Source organism: uncultured Maribacter sp. (assembly GCF_947500985.1).
Lineage (GTDB): Bacteria > Bacteroidota > Bacteroidia > Flavobacteriales > Flavobacteriaceae > Maribacter.
In genome coordinates, this window is the sequence record NZ_CANMTX010000004.1 from 208,765 (window position 1) to 228,833 (window position 20,069).

Genomic DNA, 20,069 nt, shown 5'->3' on the forward strand with positions numbered 1-20,069 from the left:
TTATTCATCAATCAATTATTGGTTCGGTTCACTGAGCGGAACAGAAGCGAAGACAACTAATCAACCAAAAACCGAACCAACCAAGCTTATCTCTTAATCACGGATAATAGAAGTGTCATCAATCACATAAAACGAGAATCATGTTTAGAAACCATCTTAAAATTGCTTGGAGAAGTTTAAAGAAAGATAAACTCTTTGCCGCCATAAAAATTGGCGGCTTTGCTGTTGGTATAGCAGCCTGTCTTTTAATTGCATTATTCATTCGCAATGAGGTGGGTTATGATCAACACTACGCCAATAAGGATCAAATGTACCGTGTAGTGCTAGAAGGTATGTACAAAGGTGAAGTAATGAAAAGCACACACTTTCAGTTACCTTTTGCAGATGCCTTGCAAAGTGATTTTCCTGAAATTGTAAAAGCGGGAAAAGTAAATACCACAGGAATATTTGGAGCTGGTAAACGTGGAATTCGTTTAGCTGACGAGAGCCAAAATAACCTAGAAGACGGATTTTTACTTGCAGACCAAGAAACATTTGAGATACTAGAGGTGAAGTTAGAGCAGGGCAATCCGAACACGGCATTGGCAAATCCGAAGAGTATAGTAATCTCAGAATCTAAAGCGGCAAAATATTTTAAGAATGAAACGATTATAGGAGAAACAATCATTTTAGATAATGACGCTAGTAAACCGTACACTGTAACAGGTGTTATGAAAGATGCGCCCAAGAATTCGCATTTGGAATACGATTTTTTAATTCCCATTGAAGACACCAATGCAAGTTGGACTAATCAGAACTACTTTACCTATGTATTAGTAGACCCCAATACAAATGTTCAACAATTAGAGAAAAAAATGGTTTCTATTGTTGAAGATTATATCATTCCTGCACAACGAGAAAGAGGGCGTGCGCCAGATTTTATTGATGTGCTAAGAACCATGGAGTATAAACTTCAGCCTATCACAGATATTCACTTGTATTCAGATATTAAAATGGCAGATGGTCTTAAGCATGGTGATATTAGATTTGTTTGGCTCTTTGCGGCTATTGCCGGTTTTGTACTACTGTTAGCAGTAATCAATTTTATTAATCTTTCTACAGCAAAATCAGCTAATAGAGCAAAAGAGGTAGGACTAAGAAAAACCATTGGTGCATATAAAAGTAATTTGGTGGTGCAATTCATGACCGAATCTATCTTGTTCAGTTTCGTATCATTTATACTTGGTGTTTTATTGGCTTGGGCATTATTGCCAGCTTTTAATACTATCGCATCAAAAACAATTGAAATGCCTTGGGCTATATGGTGGTTTATACCTGTTGTTTTGCTTTTTGCTCTTTTGGTTGGAACATTGGCAGGGCTTTATCCCGCATTTTATTTATCAGCATTTAAACCCGTAAATGTTCTAAAAGGTAGTTTAAGTATAGGTAGTAAGAGTGGAAAATTAAGAAGCGGATTAGTCATTTTTCAATTTACTACATCGGTAATCTTGATTATAGCCACGTTGATTATTTATCAGCAAATGGACTTTATTCTTCAAAAAGAATTGGGATATGATAAAGAACAAGTGGTGATACTTGAGGGAACCGGAGTATTAGGGAATAGTGCAGAAAATTTTAAAGAGCAGTTACTACAACTACCACAGGTAAAGGCAGCAACTATATCCAACTATTTACCAGTAGATGGTGGTAGTAGAAATGGAAATACCTTTAGAAGAGAAGATGAAGGAAATGAAGGTAGAGGCATACCCGCTCAAATTTGGAGGGTAGATTATGATTACATTAAAACATTAGGTATTACGCTTAATGCCGGTAGAGATTTCTCTAAGCAGTTTGCTTCAGATTCATTGAATTCCATCATTATAAATACCAATATGCAAAGGGAGTTAGGCTTAGATAATGCAGTTGGCAAAGAGATTAATAATAATGGGCAGATGTTCAAAGTAATAGGCGTAGTAGATGATTTTCATTTTAAGTCCTTAAAAGAAGATATTTCTTCCTTATCATTGGTAATTGGCAAAGATTTAGGGTCTATATCACTGAAATTGGAGAAAGGTAATGTAAACCAGGCATTAGAATCCATACAAACTCTTTGGAATAAAAATGTTCCAAACCAATCTATAAATTATAGCTTCTTAGACCAGGAATTTAGTCGAATGCATGATGATGTAGAGCGCATGGGTAAGATATTCAACAGCTTTGCATTATTTGCCATATTGGTAGCGTGTTTAGGGTTGTTTGCCCTGTCTGCATTTATGGTAGAACAGCGTAAAAAAGAGATTAGCATACGCTTGGTATTAGGTGCGCCATTTAAGAGTATCTATAAGTTGCTTACCCTGGATTTCATGAAACTTATTTTAGTATCTATCATAATAGCTGTGCCGATAGGGTGGTATATGATGACCCGATGGCTAGAAGACTTTGCTTACCATATTACCATTGGTTGTGGAATATTTCTAGTAGCAGGTTTAATTGCATTTACCATTGCAATACTGACCATAAGTTATCAATCTGTAGGTGCGGCATTGATACAACCATTAAAAAGTTTACGGAAAGAATAATTCATCATCAAAAACGAGAATCATGTTCAAAAACTATATAAAAATCGCTTGGAGAAACCTTTGGAAGAATAAAGGGTATAGCATGCTTAATATTTTTGGTTTGGCAATAGGTATTACCTGTGCGGCAATGATTCTACTTTGGGTAGAAGATGAGGTAGGTTATGATCAAAATTTTGACAAGCAAGATGTAGTGTATTATGTACCTACCAACCAACAATACGAAGGTGAATGGCGTACATTTTTTCAGGCTACTCCTGGTCCGTTAGCTGAAGTGTTAAAGCAAGAAGTACCAGGAATAGTTGGTTCTGCAAGAACAAAAGGTGAAGATTTTTTATTTCAAGTAGGAGAAACTTCTATCAATAAATTTGGACGATATGCCGACCCAGATTTTTTAAGCATGTTCAGTCTCTCATTTGTAGAAGGTAATTTAGAAACCGCTTTTAATGAAGTAGATGCCATTGTCATCTCTCAAGAAACGGCTAGACAGTTATTTGGTGAGAATACTTCTGCAATTAATAAAGTAATTAAAATAAATAATGAAACAAGTTATACCGTTTCAGGAGTTTATGAAGATTTACCACACAATATCACATACAGTTTTGATTGGGTTGTTCCTTTTGAGCGCTTTGCAAAGGATAATGAATGGGTAAAAGAATATGGTGCTAATTTTTCAGACACTTTTGTGGAGCTTTCTCCAGAAGCAAATTTTAATGTTGTCAATGAGAAAGTAAAAGCAATACTTCCCATGAAAACGGAAGATGACGAAACCATAGCATTTTTATTTTCTATGAAAGACTGGCATTTAAGGTCCGCCTTTGAAGGAGGTAAAAATATAGGAGGTAAAATAACTTATGTAAGGCTGTTTAGTCTTATTGCCATTATTATTTTATTGATCGCCTGCATCAATTTTATGAACTTGGCAACTGCTAGAAGTGAAAAAAGAGCAAATGAAGTAGGTGTACGAAAGGTATTAGGCTCAGGAAGAAAAGGGCTAATAGCTCAGTTTATGGCAGAGGCGATAATAACTGCCGCCTTATCTGCCGTATTGAGTGTACTATTATTGAAATTATTGGTACCACAATTCAATATGGTAATAGATAAACAACTAGACTTTAGTTTGTTCAATTCTGTTCATGTTTTGACTTTACTAGGCATCACACTGGTTTGTGGTATTGTTGCGGGTTGGTATCCGGCATTCTACTTATCTTCTTTTAAACCGGTAGATGTATTGAAGGGGGCACGAAAAACAAAAGGGAGCGCATCATTTATTAGAAAAGGATTAGTAGCTACTCAGTTTGTAGTGTCCATAGTATTTATCATAAGTACTATAATAGTTTATCAACAAGTACAACATGTAAAAGGGCGCGATTTAGGGTATGACAAGGAAAACTTAGTCAAGATACCTGTGAATGGAGATATCATTAAAAACTTCAAACCTATTGAAGAAAATATGAAGTCTTCAGGAATGATTGAAAGTATTGGACTTATAAATTCTGATATTTTATCAGGCGGAAATAATACATCCGGATTAAATTGGCAAGGCGGCGTAGATACTGAAGATGTACTGGTATCTGTACGAGATATTACAGCAGATTTCTTCAATACTACAGGTATGAAAATTATTGAGGGTAGGGGATTCAGTAGAAACCCAATAAAGGATAGCACCAATCTATTGGTTAGTGAGTCCTTTGCAAGATTAATGGGTGAAGGCAGCGCCATTGGTAAAACAATAGAGGAAGATTATTTTATAATTGGTGTTGTTAAAGACTATTTATATGATGATATGTACGGGTCTAGTGATCCGGTGATATTTTTTAATGACCCAAGCCAAGGGCGTTTTATGTATGTAAAGACGAAGTCTGGCGTAGCAACAACAGCGGCATTAGCTAGTATGGAAGCATCATTAAAAAAGTTTAATCCCGCATTTCCTTTTGAATATGAATTTGTAGATGACACCTATAATGCCAAGTTTAAAAGTGAAAAATTAATAGGGAACCTTTCTCAAATTTTCGCACTGCTAGCCATATTAATTTCTTGTTTAGGACTCTTCGGATTATCAGCCTTTACCGCAGATCAACGTAGAAAAGAAATAGGGGTTCGTAAAGTATTGGGGTCTAGCATTACAGGAATAGTAGGCTTGTTGTCCAAAGATTTTATGCGTTTGGTATTCATGGCAATAGTCATCGCCATACCTATAGCCTGGTTTTTAATGCAAAACTGGTTAGAAGGTTTTGCTTATCGTATTTCTATTAATGCTTGGGCGTTTGTCATAGCTGCAATAGTCGCGATTTTTATCGCCTTATTGACCATTAGTTTTCAAGCGTTCAATGCAGCTAGGGTTAATCCTGTAAAAAGTTTACGAACAGAGTAATTTGAGTTGTAAATTAATTGGACATAATTTGTCTAAAAATTGGACACTTAATTTTTACAAATTTAATTAAGTAATTGAAAATCAATATTTTATATTATTGGCATGAAATTAGAATTTGATAAGCAGTAATCAAGCATCAAAAAACGAGAACCATGTTTAAAAACTATCTAAAAATCGCCTGGAGGAGCTTAAAAAAGCAAGCCTTTTTTACTTTTCTAAATACATTTGGACTAGCCATTGGTATGGCGGGGGCACTAATTATATCGTTATATATCAACGACGAGCTTAGTTATGATAAAATGTTTGCCGATGCAGATAGGATTTATCGAATAGATTCAGATATAAAATTTGGAGGGGCGGAAATCAAAGCAGGTGAATCTGCAGCACCAATGGCAGAAACCTTAAAAAGAGATTATCCTCAAGTAGAATCTTCAGTTCGTTTTAGAACTGTGGGTGGTGCGTATGTGAAAAAAGTTGGAGGAAACAGAAGTGCCAAAGAAAACCATATAACCTTTGCCGATTCCACCGTTTTTGAATTCTTTGGGATAGACTTACTTGCGGGTAATGCTAAAACGGCATTAACGGGCATTAATTCGTTAGTACTTACTAAAACTGCCGCAGAGAAACATTTTGGTTCTACAGATGTTATTGGTCAGAATTTATTGTTGGATAATACTGATACCTATACGGTAACCGGAGTGATTGAAGACATGCCTAAAAATTCTTACTTCAATGACTATAGTGTGTTTTTGGCAATGGCAGGCAACGTAGCATCTAGAGAAGATAATTGGGGCGGAAATAATTATTTCACATTTATAAAACTAGTACCGGGAACCACAGCAAAAGATTTTGAAGGGCCTTTGCAGGGCATGCTAGAGCGGTATATGCTGCCATGGGCACAAAAATATTTTCCGGGTATGACAGCAGAGTCCTTTGCGGCATCTGGTAATTATATTCGGTACCAGACAATGGCTTTGACCGATATTCATTTGCATTCAGATAAAAGCTCAGAAATGAGTGCAACAAGTAGTATTCAAAACATTTACATCTTATCTTTTATTGGGCTTTTCTTAATAATTCTCGCGAGTGTAAATTTCATGAATTTATCTACTGCACATTCGTTAAAGAGAGCCAAAGAAGTTGGGGTAAGAAAGACCTTGGGTTCAAATAAATTGAATTTAGTGTTCCAATTTTTAACCGAATCAGGGTTAATAGCATTTGTGTCTTTGCTAGCGGCACTATTAATTACATTGTTGGCATTGCCTTTTTTTAACAGCTTTACGGGTAAAGCAATTTCAATTCCTTTTACTCAGCCTTTATTCTGGTTGGTGTTGTTGGTATCAACCTTGTTGCTTGGGATATTTTCAGGAAGTTACCCAGCATTTTTTATGTCAAGATTTACTGCCGTTAAAAGCTTAAAAGGTGGTAGTGCAGAAAGTGTAGGTAATGGTCGGGTACGTAATGCCTTGGTAATATTTCAATTTTCAATTTCGGTATTTCTTATCATAAGTACCTTGGTGGTATTTCAACAATTAAATTACATACAGAACAAAGATTTGGGCTTTTCTAAAGATAAAGTACTGTTAATTAACGATATAGGGGCGCTAGGTTCTAAGACCAAAGCTTTTAAAGAGCAAATTGCTAATATGGGTTATGTGGAGAGCGTTACGTTAAGTGATTACTACCCAACACCTTCTTGGAGGTCAAATAGTTCGTTCTTTGAAGAAGGAGCAAGAGATCAAGAAAGTGCCATTCAAATGCAAGAATGGGCCGTAGATTCAGATTACCTAAAAACTATGGAAATGGAAATAGTTGCTGGGCGAGATTTTAATCCGCAATATGCATCAGATTCTACGGCAATGATAATAAATGAAGCTACGTTGCCTATTATTAATGTCACTGCAGAAGAAGCTTTAGGTATGCGAATATCTGAAGAAATAGATCAAGAAAACCCTACCTACTATACTATAATCGGAGTGGTCAAAGACTTTCATTATACATCGTTGCGTAATAATATTGGAGCACTAGGTATACAACTTAATTCAGATGCCGAGAATATGGCGGTAAGAATGAGCGGTGGAGACTATGAAAATAATATTTCAGCAATAGAAAATACATGGAACGCCATGGCACCAGGGCAACCGTTCGATTATCGTTTTATGGACGAAGCCTTTAATACCACCTATGAAGCGGAACAAAAACTGAGTCAGATATTTTTCATTTTTACAATGCTGTCCATTTTTATTGCTTGTTTGGGATTATTTGGATTAGCTGCCTTTAATGCCGAAAAACGAACAAAAGAAATTGGTGTTAGAAAAGTATTGGGGGCTACTGTAAGTCAAATTTCTTACCGACTTACGGTAGATTTTCTAAAACTGGTGGGTGTAGCTATTGTAATTTCTTTGCCCCTAGGTTGGTTCGCCATGAATAAGTGGTTAGAAGATTTCTCGTACCGCATTGAAATCGGTATCGGCATTTTCGCTTTGGCAGCAGTATTGGCAATTGTAGTAGCTATAGTAACGGTAAGTTATCAAAGTATAAAAGCGGCAGTTGTAAATCCAGTAAAGAGTTTACGATCGGAGTAGTACATGGAAATGGTGTAACATTCTCATTTTTAAGTGGTTTTTGTAAATATATTGTACATCTGTTGTCTAATTATTTTACACACTAGTTTATGTGTTTTATTGTAACTATTTGATATATAGTAAATTAGTAGTGTGGCATGAATTTAGGTTCAAATTTATGGTCATCAATCAATCAATGTTTAGCATCAACTAATCATCAATCAAAAAACGAACTATCATGTTTAAGAACTATTTAAAAGTTGCTTGGCGAAATCTTCTAAAGAATAAAGGATACACGTTTATAAATGTCGGAGGGCTCGCCTTAGGAATGGCGGTTACCTTAATCATAGGACTTTGGATCCAAGATGAGCTATCGTATAATAGCTATTTTAAGAACAAAGAGAGTATTGCCCAAGTTTTTCAATCGCAAACCTTTAATGGCGAAACAGGAACCTGGTCTGCCTTACCAAGACCTTTGGAGAATGCCTTAAGAGATGGTTATGGTGATAATTTTAAGCATTTGGTCATGTGTTCTTGGACCAATGATCATTACTTAAAATATGGTGAAAAGAGTATATCTAGACCTGGTAATTACATGCAACAGAATGGACCTGAACTTTTTGGTCTAGAAATTATTAAGGGAGAACAAGATGCGCTACGGGAAATCAACTCCATTATGTTATCGGCATCAACGGCAGAGGCATTGTTCGGTAATGAAGATCCCATAAATAAAACAGTCACCGTAAGTAACGAGCACAAGTTGAATGTAAGTGCGGTGTATAGTGATATACCTGTAAATAATTCTTTCAACGACACCGATTATATCATTCCTTGGGAGAAGTATTTGGCAGTCAACGAATGGATTCGTAACGCAGAGGATTCTTGGGGGAACAACTCCTTCCAAATGTTCGTGGAGTTGGCAGATAACACTACCATTGAACAAGTAACGGATAGAATAAAAAATGTAAAAAAAGATTTAAACGAAGATACGGCTCAGTTTAATCCGCAGATCTTTTTGTTCCCAATGAAAGATTGGTATTTACGTAGCAGTTTTGAAAATGGCAAACAAGAAGGTGGACGCATAAAGTACGTGTGGTTATTTGGTGTCATTGGAGCTTTTGTTTTACTGTTGGCTTGCATCAATTTCATGAATTTGAGTACGGCTCGTTCAGAGAAAAGGGGCAAGGAAGTAGGTATACGTAAATCTATTGGTTCTCAAAGAGGGCAATTGATCTATCAATTTTTAAGTGAATCGTTTCTTGTGGTTCTGTTTGCATTTGTAGTGGCCGTGGTATTGGTATTCCTTTCCTTGAACGGATTTAATGAGCTATCTAGAAAAGAAATATCCTTTCCTTGGGATAATGGTATGTTTTGGTTAGTGTCATTGCTATTTATAGTGTTTACTTCCTTGTTGGCAGGTAGCTACCCGGCTTTATACCTATCATCTTTTAAACCCGTAGATGTGCTTAAAGGTACCTTCAAAACCGGAAAGTATGCAGGGTTGCCAAGAAAGATATTAGTTGTAGTACAGTTTACGGTCTCGGTAGCTTTTATCATAGGAACGGTAATTGTTATGCAACAAATCAATTTTGCAAAAAATAGACCTGTTGGGTATGATAAGGAAGGATTGATTCAAATACCGACTTTCAGTCAAGATTTTGTGGGCAAGTATGATTTAATGCGAGCTGAATTTATAGGATCGGGAGCAGTAGTGGAAATGTCGACTTCTAGTAGTCCCACTACCCAAATTTGGTCGAACAGAAGTGGTTTTACATGGGAAGGCAAACCGGAAGGATTTCAAGAAGATTTAGCTTGGACAGAAGTATCAGCAGAGTACGCTAAATCATTAAATCTTAAAATTTTAGAGGGGCGTGATTTTTCAAGGGATTTTGCAACTGATTCATTAGGGATCTTGATCAATGAAACGGCAAAGAAATATTTGGGTATGGAGAATCCTGTAGGGCAGTTGTTAAGAGACGATGATGAAGAAGACCCCAATCCGCCATTGAAAATTATAGGTGTTGTTCAAGATATGATTACCCAGTCTCCTTATGAACCGGTAAAGCAAGGAGTGTATGTGTATGATAGGCATGATAATGCCAGTTATTACAACATGCGATTAAATCCAAACCAAAGCGCAACTCAGAATATTACAACCATAGAAAGTGTATTCAAGGAACATTTTCCAGAAATACCATTTGAGTATGATTTTATAGATGGGGAATATGGAGAAAAATTTGCTTCTGAAGAACGTATAGGAACCCTTTCTGGGGTATTCACGGCACTGGCAATTCTAATTAGTTGTTTAGGATTATTTGGGTTGACCTCATTTGTTGCTGAGCAACGTAAGAAAGAAATAGGGGTTAGAAAGGTATTAGGTGCGTCTATTTTCAATGTATGGAATATGTTGTCTAAAGACTTTTTAAAACTAGTGGTTATCTCTTGTTTTATTGCAGTGCCCATTGCTTACTTTGTAATGAACGGGTGGCTGCAAGAATATCCGTATAGGGTAGTGCTTAAATGGTGGATTTTTGCCATTGCCATGCTTGGGGCTATGTTGGTGACTATTGCGACAGTTAGCTTTCAAGCTATTAAAGCTGCAAGAGCAAACCCTGTAAAGAGTTTAAGAACAGAATAATTTGGAAAAATGTTAATAAATCATCTAAAACTATCCTTAAGGAATCTATGGAAAAATAGAATGCTCTCCTCATTAAATCTATTGGGGTTAAGTATTGGTATTGGTGGTGTGCTAACGCTTATGTTTTCGGTATATGCTTATTATATAGCAGATGATATAATACCGGATCAAGACCAGATTTTTTATCTAAAGACACATTTGGCAGACGGTAATTATTACAATGAAGCGGTATATCCATTACTTGATAAGATAAAAAGCACTTCGCCAGAAGTAATTGCGGGTACACATTTACATGGTTGGGGCAATATTTGGTTAGAGGTAGGAGATAATGAATTTCAGAAAACAACTACATATGCCGATCCTGAATTTTTTGATGTTTTCGCGCTGCCTTTAAAATATGGCAACCAAAGTACTGCGCTAAATGAAAAGTTTTCAGTTGTTCTGACCGACAAGGTAAGCAAACAGTTATTTGGGGAAGAAAATCCCGTGGGGAAGATTTTAATTGCGGCAGATACCTTAAACTTAACTATTACAGGGGTATTAGAACCAATAAGTCCTTACTCTTCTTTTAGATTAGATGTTTTAATGCCGAATACCATTTTAAAAGACAATGTAGGTTTTAAAAATCAAAACAATTGGGATGACAGTTTTTCGCCAATATTTATGAAGCTTCGCCCAGATGCTGACCTTCAACAATTTGAAAGCCGCGTAGGTCAATTAGTGAAAGAAAATTACGAAGACCCTACGGTAATTTCACGAATGGAGGTAATACCGCATACTGAGGTTCGTATGGATTCCATACCCGTAGTTGAAATTATTATAGCGGGTAATTTAGCTACATCTTTCTTTGTGCTGCTTCTAGTTCTTGTAAACCTTTTGAACTTAAACACCTCTACCATGTACCGTAGAACAAAGGATATTGCAGTTCGGAAAATATTAGGTGGAAGTAAAAAAGGAGTGATTACGCAATTTTGTTTGGAAAACGGAATTTTAGTATTGCTGTCGATATTAATTTCTGGCGGACTTTTCTTTGGCTTCTTACTGCCCAAAATGAATGATATTTTTGGGGCTGATTTTGGTGAGATTAAATTTAGTCTAACAAATGATTATCCTGTAGTGTTAGGTGCAATTCTATTGGGTGTTTTGGTGACATTGGTGGTTAGCATATTACCTACTTTACGCTTTATTTCCTTGCCGGTTTCCCAAGGGATAAAAGGAAAATTAGATAGTGCTAAAGGCAGCTTTATTTTAAGAAATACATTCATCATTTTTCAGTTTTCCATAGCCATTCTTTTTATCTGTGTTGCTGTTATTTTAAACAGTCAGATCAAGTTTATGAAAAAGGCAGATTTAGGTTTTGAAAGAGAACATGTAATTGTGGGCAACATTGATCTTGATTATAAAGATATGGACGCTGCAAATTCTAGTTTTAGAACACTTTTAAATGACCTAGAGGCAAATCCGTATGTGACAGATGTTTCCACAAGTCAGGCTATACCATCAGATTATTATTTTAATTATACCAGATATTATGACGCAGATACAGATACAGATGTTCGTCTTCGTCGATCATTTGCCGATGCTGGTTATTTAAGCACACTAAAAATTCCGATTGTATTAGGGAGAGATTTTAATGAAGAAATGGATAATGGAGACGAGAAACCTGTAATTATTAATCGCAGTGCAATGAAAGCATTTGGTTGGTCAACTATAGAAGGAAAGCGTTTAAAATATAAAAATGATGATTTAGTAGGTAATCCGGTAGTGGGTATTATGGAAGATTTTCATTATCAAGACTTGCAAAATGCCGTTGAACCATTAGTACATTATTATAGAAGTGAAGATGAGTTAGAAAAACATCGTTATCTCTCTGTTAGGGTAGTAGAAGGCAAAGAAAAAGAGGTTAGAGATATGATTGCTTTAGCATTCTCTAAAATAGAATCCAGAAAAAATTATACACAAAGTAATCTTGGTGAAAAAGTAAGTGGACAGTATCGTTTAATGGACGGCATGCTTAAAACCGTAAACGTAGTAGCATTACTAACCATATTTATTTCATGTTTGGGTATGTTCGGTCTTATCTCATTTATGGCAAAAAGGAGAATTAAAGAGATTGGTATCCGTAAAGTTTTAGGAGCAAGCGTTTTAAAAATAGTGGTGTTGCTTTCAAAAGATTATATGCTTTTGGTAAGCATCGGTGCTCTGATCGCATTCCCCGTTGCATGGTATATGATGAACGCGTGGTTAAGTGGTTTTGCATATAGTGTGCCAATACAGTTTTGGATGTTTGCCCTAGCTGGTTGTATAGCATTTTGCATAACGGCATTTACATTGGGTATTCAAGCCATAAAAGCAGCAAAAGCAAACCCTGTTAAAAGCTTACGAACAGAGTAGTGTAAGGATTATCAATCAATCAAAAATAACAATCATGTTTAGAAACTATCTGAAAGTAGCTTGGCGGAATTTAATTCGAAATAAAAGTTTTTCGGTGTTAAACATTGTAGGGCTCTCAATAGGATTAACTGTTTTTACGCTAATTGTCCTTTGGATAAATTTTGAATTAGGTTTCGATAGATTTCATGAAAACCAAGAGCGTATTTATGAAGTAAACAATCAATATGCTATAGAGGGAGAAATTTGGACATGGAACTCCACGCCAAAAGCAATGGCACCGGCTATTAAAAAAGATTACCCAGAGGTAGATCGGGTGTCTAGATATTATTATGATACACCTTTTTTATTTTCTGTAGATGAAAAGCGAATTAAGGCAACTGGTACAATCGTAGATCCAGATTTCTTACATATTTTCAGTTTTCCATTGGTGCAAGGAAGTATTGAGAGCGTTTTAAGCGACGTAAACTCCGTAGTAATTACAGAGACATTTGCAAAGAAGATATTCGGTGATAAAGACCCTATTGGTGAACTGGTTAAAATTGACAATGCCGATAGTTTTAAGGTTACGGGTGTATTAAAAGACTTGCCAGATAATACCGACTTTACTTTCGAGTTTTTAGTCCCGTGGGATTATCTAATTCAAAAAGACTGGGATGATAATAACTGGGGAAACAACTCGGTTGCTACATATGTTAAGCTGAAAGAAAATGTTGATTTTAATAACTTTTCGGCGAATATTAAGACCCTACGTAAGAATTATGATAAAGGCTCGCCAGATATGGAAACGCTATTGTATCCATATTCAAGAACCTATTTATATTCCGAATTTGAAAATGGAAAAGAAATAGGGGGAAGAATAGAATTAATACGAATGTTCGGTTTTATAGCAGCTATCATATTGCTCATCGCCTGTATTAATTTCATGAATTTAAGTACTGCCAGAAGTGAGAAAAGAGCCAAAGAAGTAGGTGTTCGAAAAGTAATGGGAGCTCCTAAAAAATATTTGATATATCAGTTTTTGGGCGAATCCATGTTGATTTCTTCTATTGCAGCACTACTCGCTTTTGTAATTATACTTTTAGTATTACCCTCATTTAGTAATTTGGTAGGTAAAGAACTCTCCATAGATTTTACAAGTAAAGAGTTTTGGTTATCTGCAATAGGTATTATTTTATTTACGGGAATGTTGGCAGGTAGTTACCCTGCATTATACTTATCTGCATTTAAACCATCTGCAGTATTAAAAGGAACATTTCATAAAGCAAATACATTAATTACACCTAGAAAGGTATTAGTTGTGGTTCAGTTTTCGGTAGCTATTATTTTAATTACCGCTACATTGATTATTACGCAACAACTAGAAAAAGTGCAGGATAGGCAGTTGGGTTATGCAAAAGATAATTTGATATACACTTTTATAGAGGGTGATATTGAAAAGAACTATGGTGCATTAAGGGAAGAACTTTTGAAATCTGGCGCTGCCACTTCAGTAACTAAAACAAGTTCTCCAATTACAGAAAGTTGGAGCAATACTTGGGGTATAGAATGGGAAGGTAAAAATGAGAATGATAAAACAATCATTTTAAGATTGATGGCTGATGATGCCGTTGTCAAAACCTTAGGTCTGGAACTTTTGGAAGGAAGAGATATGGATCTGCAAAAATACCCTACTGATTCTACCGCAGTAATTTTAAATGAAACGTCGGTTGCATTAATGGGTTTTGAGGACCCAATTGGTAAAATTGTAAACGATAATGGCAAAAAGTGGCATGTAATAGGTGTTGTAAAAGATTTTGTCTTCAATTCCCCTTTTCAGAAAATTGAACCCTTGGTTATTGAAGGGGCAAAAGGTTGGTTCAACGTTGTTCATATGAAATTGAATGAGGCAAATACCACAGCAAATAATTTGGCTACGATAGAGCGCGTGTACAAAAACTATAACCCAGAGTATCCATTTAATTATGACTTTGTAGATGGCGAGTATGCCAAGAAATTCAGTGATCAACAGATAACGAGCAAGCTTGCTGGTCTTTTTACTTTGCTGACCATTTTAATTTCTTGTTTAGGTTTATTTGGTTTGGCGAGTTACATGGCAGAAAATCGAATTAAAGAAGTAGGTATTAGAAAAGTATTAGGTGCTTCTGTTGGTACTATTGTAACGCTATTATCAAAAGACTTTTTAAAACTAGTAGGTATTTCTATTTTAATTGCAATACCTGTTTCGTGGTATTATATGTCTAATTGGTTAGAAGATTTTGCATTTAGAATAACTATTTCTTGGTGGGTTTTTGCAATCGCTGGTTTATTAACACTGGTAATCGCTTTAATCACGGTAAGTTTCCAGGCCGTAAAAGCAGCAAGGGCAAACCCGGTAAAAAGTTTACGAACAGAATAATATAAAAGTCATCAATCAATCAAAATAATAATCAAATCATGTTTAAGAATTACATAAAAATCGCTTGGCGAAACTTGTTTAAAAATAGGGTATTTACTGCTGCAAATATCGTTGGACTTACTTTAGCATTTGCGGTGGCGTTGTTGTTGACCATGACAGCTTTATTTGAGTTGTCTTATGACCAATTTCATGTAAATAAGGCATCTGTCTATCAAGTGTATTATTCAAACCAGACTCCAAAAGGTTCAGATATTTCTACAGCTAATCCGGTTCCTTTAGCTCCGACATTAAAGGCAGAGGTGCCGGGCGTAAAACATATTGCAAGAGCATTAAGTGAAAATGCGCTAGTGTCTTATGGCGATAATGATTTTAATTTAGATGGAGAATTTGTAGATGCCGATTATTTTTCAATTTTCAGTTTTCCGACACTTATAGGTAATACTAATTATCCATTCCCTGACCAAAACTCGGTGTCCCTTACAGAAGAGGCTTCTAAAAAGCTATTTGGCACTACCGATGGTATTGGGAAAACCGTAAGGATTTTAATAGGTAAAGAAGAAAAACCCTTTACAGTTTCTAGTATTTTAAAAAACATACCAGATAACAGTAGTGTCAGTTTTGATATTGCTATTCCTTTTGAAAACCATTGGGATTATAAAGAATATACAGATGATTGGGATTCTCAAAATCACCCGGTATACCTTCAACTGGCTGATGGAGTTTCTAAATCTCAGTTTGAAGAAAGTACGGTAGCATTTACTCTTTTGCACAAAGAAGAGCAAATGAATAATATGAAGCGTGATGGGGCACAGCCAGATGTAAACGGTAATTACAGTCAACTTAATCTATTGCCTTATACAGACAAACGTTTCGCAAATTTTAATTCGGGCGCACTGCAAATAAAAAGAACATTTCCATATATGATTTTAGGCATCGCCTTTTTGATCATTTTTATTGCCTGTGCCAATTTTGTGAACATGAACATTGCCTTAGGTGAAAAACGGCTTAAGGAAATTGGTATGAGAAAAACCCTTGGCGCCGTAAAAGGACAGCTTTTTGGTCAATTTTGGTTAGAAAGCCTTTTGGTGTTTGGTATAGCAATAGTTCTGGCGATATTATTATCAAACTTACTAATAGGTCCTTACAAAACGCTATTCAATACCAATGCTACATTTGCCAATTTAATGACTCCTGTTATTCTGGGTATTTTTTTAATGGGTATATTCTTGGTCACCTTAATTACGGGAGGTTACCCTGCATTATTATTAAGTAAACTTAATACCTTAAAAGCTCTGAAAGGCAAATGGGAGTTGGGAAAAAACGGAGTGCGAAATGCATTGATAGTAGTGCAATTTGTAATTGCGATCGTATTGATAACAGGTACTTTGGTTTTTCAAGGGCAATTACAGTTTATGCGCAGTAAAAATCTTGGTTTTAATAAAGAACAAGTGGTTTCTATACCATTAAACGGAAAGAAAGACAGTTACCGCGTGGTGGAACTCATGAGAAATGAGCTTAATGGAAATAGTAATATTTTGAGTGTAACAGGTTCTGATAATAACCTAGGACGAGGAAAAGATGGCAGTATGTCTACTAGTAAGTTTGGGTTTGAGCATAAAGGCAGAGTAGTAAATAGCAATGTGCTCAATGTAGATTATGATTATGCAAAGACTTTGGATATTCAATTATTAGAAGGGCGAATGTTCAGTAGGGAATACAGTGCAGATAGTTTAAGTATGGTAATTAATGAGGCTATGGTAAAAGAGCTGAATGAAGAAGATAATCCGCTTTCAACAAGAATATATTTCGATGAAGATTCTGTAGCTTATAATGTCATCGGAGTATTAAAAGATTATAACCATCAAGATATTAGTAAAAGCATAGAACCGCTCACCTTTTTTCTAGACAAAAATTATGATTTGTATTATGCCTATGTAAAAGTTGCACCGGCAGATATGGCAAATTCTTTTGACACCATTAAAAGTGCATGGCAGAAAGTAGAACCGAATGCAGAATTTTTAGGTTCGTTTCTAGATGAGAATATTGACAGAACTTTTAGACGAGAGAAATCTATGGCTACAATTATTACCGCTGGCTCCATTTTGGGTATTGTACTTAGTTGTATCGGTTTGTTTGCTATGTCCTTATTGGTTGTTGCACAGCGTACAAAAGAAATTGGCGTACGTAAGGTAATTGGCGCAAGTACATCATCAATAACCATATTATTGACCAAAGATTTTTTAAAGTTGGTAGGTATAGCATTCGTCATAGGAGCGCCAATAGCGTGGTATGCTTTAGATAAATGGCTTCAAGATTATGCATTCAGGGTACCGTTAAGTATCTGGTTTTTTGTTGGTGCAGGATTGTTAGCTGCTTTAATTGCACTGTTGACTGTTGGTGCAAGAACCATGAAAGCTGCCGCCGCAAACCCAGTAAAAAGTTTAAGAACAGAGTAATAATAAAGATTTAACAAGCAATCACTAATCAACTAATTCACTATAAAAAATGTTATTACAATTAAGAAATATTTTCAAATGGGTACAGCAAGGCGGTCAACGTATTTTTTTGCTGAAGGATATTAATTTAGAAGTTCAAGAAGGGGAGTTCATTTCAATTATGGGTCCGTCGGGATCAGGGAAGTCTACTTTACTTAATGTTATCGGTATGCTAGATACTTTTGATGAAGGCGAGTATGATTTTCTGAGTGAATCGGTTCACACGTTAAAAGAGAAATATCGCTCTAATTTATATAAGGAGTATATAGGTTTTGTTTTTCAATCATACCATTTATTAGATGATTTAACGGTAGAAGAAAATTTAGAAATGCCATTGTTATACAAAAAAATAAAAAGCTCTGAGCGCAAAGCTTTGGTGGCTGACATGTTAGATAGATTTAGTATCGTAGGTAAAAAAGACTTGTTTCCTACGCAATTGAGTGGTGGTCAGCAGCAGTTAGTAGGTGTAGCCCGTGCATTAATTGGTAAGCCGAAATTAATATTGGCAGATGAGCCGACCGGTAATCTAAACTCGCAACAAAGTGAAGAAATAATGCAGCTTTTTAAGAAACTAAACAAAGAAGAAGGCGTAACTATTATTCAAGTAACACACTCCGAAAAGAATGCAGCGTATGGTTCAAGAATCATCAACCTTTTAGATGGCAGAAAGATTTAGTTTTGAAATGATGATGAATTATTAAATATCAACCTAGTCTATAATGTCACTTCGAGCGCAGTCGAGAACTTAAATGTTTGAATGTGATTTTCGAATATGATGTTAGAATATCAGTTCGATTGCCCATTATTCAATTTTTTCACTGAATAATGGGTGTATCGAGAACCTTTTGAAAGCAAATAGTTCTCTGATTAAACTAAAAAATTCCATATGCTAACAACCAACAACCAACAACCAACAACTAATCCGTATACCCTTCAGGATGCATTTCGTCAAACCCCGTTTGATCCTGAAAAGCTTTTGCTAACAAAAGAATGCTCGCTTCATCATAAAGATTTCCAACTAAGGTAATACTTGTAGGGTGTTTTTCTTTGTCCAGACCAGTAGGTATGGCTATTACAGGGTGACCGGTAAGGTTGGTGATAATCAATTGTTTGTTGCCGAAAGTAGGAGAAATCAGCACATCGTAATCTTTCATGATAACCTGCATCTTTTCAATAAGCACTTGTCGGTGTCGGTTGGCTTGTATGTATTCTACTGCAGGTATAAAACGTGCCTGCCGTAGGGAGTTTGCTCTAGAGCGTTGTGTTTGTTCTACCATTTTATCCACTTCTTCTGCACGTACCATGTCATCAAAGAAAGCACCCGCTTCTGCTCTTAGAATAACGTCAAAACTATTGTAGGGTACATCTTTAGGTAGTTCCACTTCGGTTAATGTTAGCCCCATTTCTTCAAAAGTCTTCAATGCCTTTTCAAGGTTGTCTTTACTTAAAGAGGTGTCTTTTTCAATATCCTTTTTTAGGTATCCAATTCGAAGTGATTTATAATTTTTTTGAGGTTCGAATCCGTCAGGATATTCGGTGGTCATTCCGTCCATTGGATCTTTACCGGTAATCACGCTATATACAATAGCACAATCTTCGGCGCTTCTCGCCATGGGTCCCACTTTATCCATAGACCAGCTTAAACTCATTACGCCGTGTCTGCTAACTCTACCGTATGTTGGACGTAAACCAGTAATTCCGTTTCTATTACTTGGAGATGTAATTGAACCTAAAGTTTCTGTACCCAAAGCAAAAGGTACTAAACCTGCTGAGGTTGCCGAACCCGATCCTGCAGATGAGCCTGTAGCACCCTGTGTGGTATCCCACGGATTTTTTGTTTTTCCATCGAACCATACATCGCCACGTGCCAATGAACCAGATACAAGTTTAGCAACTAAAACTCCACCAGCAGCTTGCAGTCTATCAACCACCGTAGCTGTCATTTCAATTTGTTGGTCACGGTAAGGTTCTGCACCCCATGTGGTTTTATAGCCTTCGACCGCCATTAAATCTTTTACGCCGTATGGTATGCCGTGTAAAATTCCGCGATAGTTTCCGGTAGCAAGTTCGGCATCTAAAAGTTTAGCTTGTTCCAAAGCCATTTCTTCAGTTATGGTAATGGTACATTCTAAAACCGGATTATATTTTTTTAATCGGGCTATAAAGAATTCGGTTAACTCAAGAGAACTAATTTTGCAACTCTTAATAAGAGATGCAAGTTGAGGAATGGAGTAAAAAGCAAGATCAGCTTTTTTGTTTGGTAGCTGTACATCGACCGGAATTTCCCATTCAGGGAATCCTGCTTGTGCTTTTGGAGTGAAATTTAAGGGCAATGGATCAAACCTAACTGCGGGAATTACATCATTTTCTAAGGTGTATTTACGTAGGGTATCAAATCCTTCTTTATTCCTTTTTAAATACGGGTAAAGTGTGTCAATATATTTTTTATCAAAATCTAAACCTATTAACTTTTGCGAACGTTTTACATCCTTTTTAGAAAATTCATTTTTTGAACTAGAGCAAGATGTAATGAGAAGGAAAGTAAGGAGACTAAAAATGAAAGTTAGCGGTGTTCTTTTTGTAGGTTGGTACATGAGTTGCGTTTTAAAGAAGATTCTAAAATACGGTTTTTAGATAGTTTATTTCTGTCTAAA

9 protein-coding genes are annotated in these 20,069 nt (G+C 36.0%); 8 read left to right on the plus strand and 1 reads right to left on the minus strand.

All coding sequences use genetic code 11. The annotated features are described in order from the left end of the window. Positions 1–140 precede the first annotated feature (140 nt). From Q0871_RS10330 to Q0871_RS10365, 8 genes are all read left to right on the plus strand, one after another. On the plus strand, positions 141–2,558 hold the full coding sequence (locus Q0871_RS10330; RefSeq protein WP_299322057.1) for an ABC transporter permease: 2,418 nt from the start codon (positions 141–143) through the stop codon (positions 2,556–2,558). Positions 2,559–2,580: 22 nt separating this feature from the next. After that, positions 2,581–4,929, plus strand: a complete 2,349-nt coding sequence (locus Q0871_RS10335) for an ABC transporter permease (RefSeq protein ID WP_299322061.1) — start codon at positions 2,581–2,583, stop codon at positions 4,927–4,929. A 152-nt stretch (positions 4,930–5,081) separates the two neighbouring features. After that, on the plus strand, positions 5,082–7,514 hold the full coding sequence (locus tag Q0871_RS10340; protein WP_299322064.1) for an ABC transporter permease: 2,433 nt from the start codon (positions 5,082–5,084) through the stop codon (positions 7,512–7,514). 217 nt (positions 7,515–7,731) lie between these two features. Further along, positions 7,732–10,131: an ABC transporter permease gene (locus tag Q0871_RS10345; protein ID WP_299322068.1), complete on the plus strand. Its 2,400-nt coding sequence runs from the start codon at positions 7,732–7,734 to the stop codon at positions 10,129–10,131. A gap of 60 nt (positions 10,132–10,191) precedes the next feature. Then, complete coding sequence (locus Q0871_RS10350) at positions 10,192–12,525, plus strand: ABC transporter permease (RefSeq protein ID WP_299322073.1); 2,334 nt, start codon at positions 10,192–10,194, stop codon at positions 12,523–12,525. Positions 12,526–12,559: 34 nt separating this feature from the next. Then, a complete protein-coding gene (locus Q0871_RS10355; RefSeq protein WP_299322076.1) occupies positions 12,560–14,920 on the plus strand; it encodes an ABC transporter permease in 2,361 nt (786 codons plus the stop codon). Between the two features lie 38 nt (positions 14,921–14,958). Beyond that, positions 14,959–17,376 carry an ABC transporter permease gene (locus Q0871_RS10360; RefSeq protein WP_299322079.1) on the plus strand — a complete coding sequence of 806 codons (2,418 nt, stop codon included), beginning with the start codon at positions 14,959–14,961 and terminating at the stop codon, positions 17,374–17,376. 49 nt (positions 17,377–17,425) lie between these two features. After that, on the plus strand, positions 17,426–18,091 hold the full coding sequence (locus Q0871_RS10365) for an ABC transporter ATP-binding protein (protein WP_299322083.1): 666 nt from the start codon (positions 17,426–17,428) through the stop codon (positions 18,089–18,091). 241 nt (positions 18,092–18,332) lie between these two features. Here Q0871_RS10365 and Q0871_RS10370 read toward each other — a convergent pair whose 3' ends face one another. Then, entirely contained in the window at positions 18,333–20,009 is a 1,677-nt protein-coding gene (locus tag Q0871_RS10370) for an amidase (RefSeq protein WP_299322087.1), read from the minus strand. Between the last annotated feature and the right edge of the window lie 60 nt (positions 20,010–20,069).

Bases quoted from the DNA above. Each gene is read 5' to 3' on its own strand.
- Q0871_RS10345 (WP_299322068.1), top strand. From the start codon at position 7,732: ATGTTTAAGAACTATTTAAAAGTTGCTTGGCGAAATCTTCTAAAGAAT.
- Q0871_RS10365 (WP_299322083.1), top strand. From the start codon at position 17,426: ATGTTATTACAATTAAGAAATATTTTCAAATGGGTACAGCAAGGCGGT.
- Q0871_RS10370 (WP_299322087.1), bottom strand. From the start codon at position 20,009: ATGTACCAACCTACAAAAAGAACACCGCTAACTTTCATTTTTAGTCTC.
- Q0871_RS10330 (WP_299322057.1), top strand. From the start codon at position 141: ATGTTTAGAAACCATCTTAAAATTGCTTGGAGAAGTTTAAAGAAAGAT.
- Q0871_RS10360 (WP_299322079.1), top strand. From the start codon at position 14,959: ATGTTTAAGAATTACATAAAAATCGCTTGGCGAAACTTGTTTAAAAAT.
- Q0871_RS10340 (WP_299322064.1), top strand. From the start codon at position 5,082: ATGTTTAAAAACTATCTAAAAATCGCCTGGAGGAGCTTAAAAAAGCAA.
- Q0871_RS10355 (WP_299322076.1), top strand. From the start codon at position 12,560: ATGTTTAGAAACTATCTGAAAGTAGCTTGGCGGAATTTAATTCGAAAT.
- Q0871_RS10335 (WP_299322061.1), top strand. From the start codon at position 2,581: ATGTTCAAAAACTATATAAAAATCGCTTGGAGAAACCTTTGGAAGAAT.
- Q0871_RS10350 (WP_299322073.1), top strand. From the start codon at position 10,192: ATGCTCTCCTCATTAAATCTATTGGGGTTAAGTATTGGTATTGGTGGT.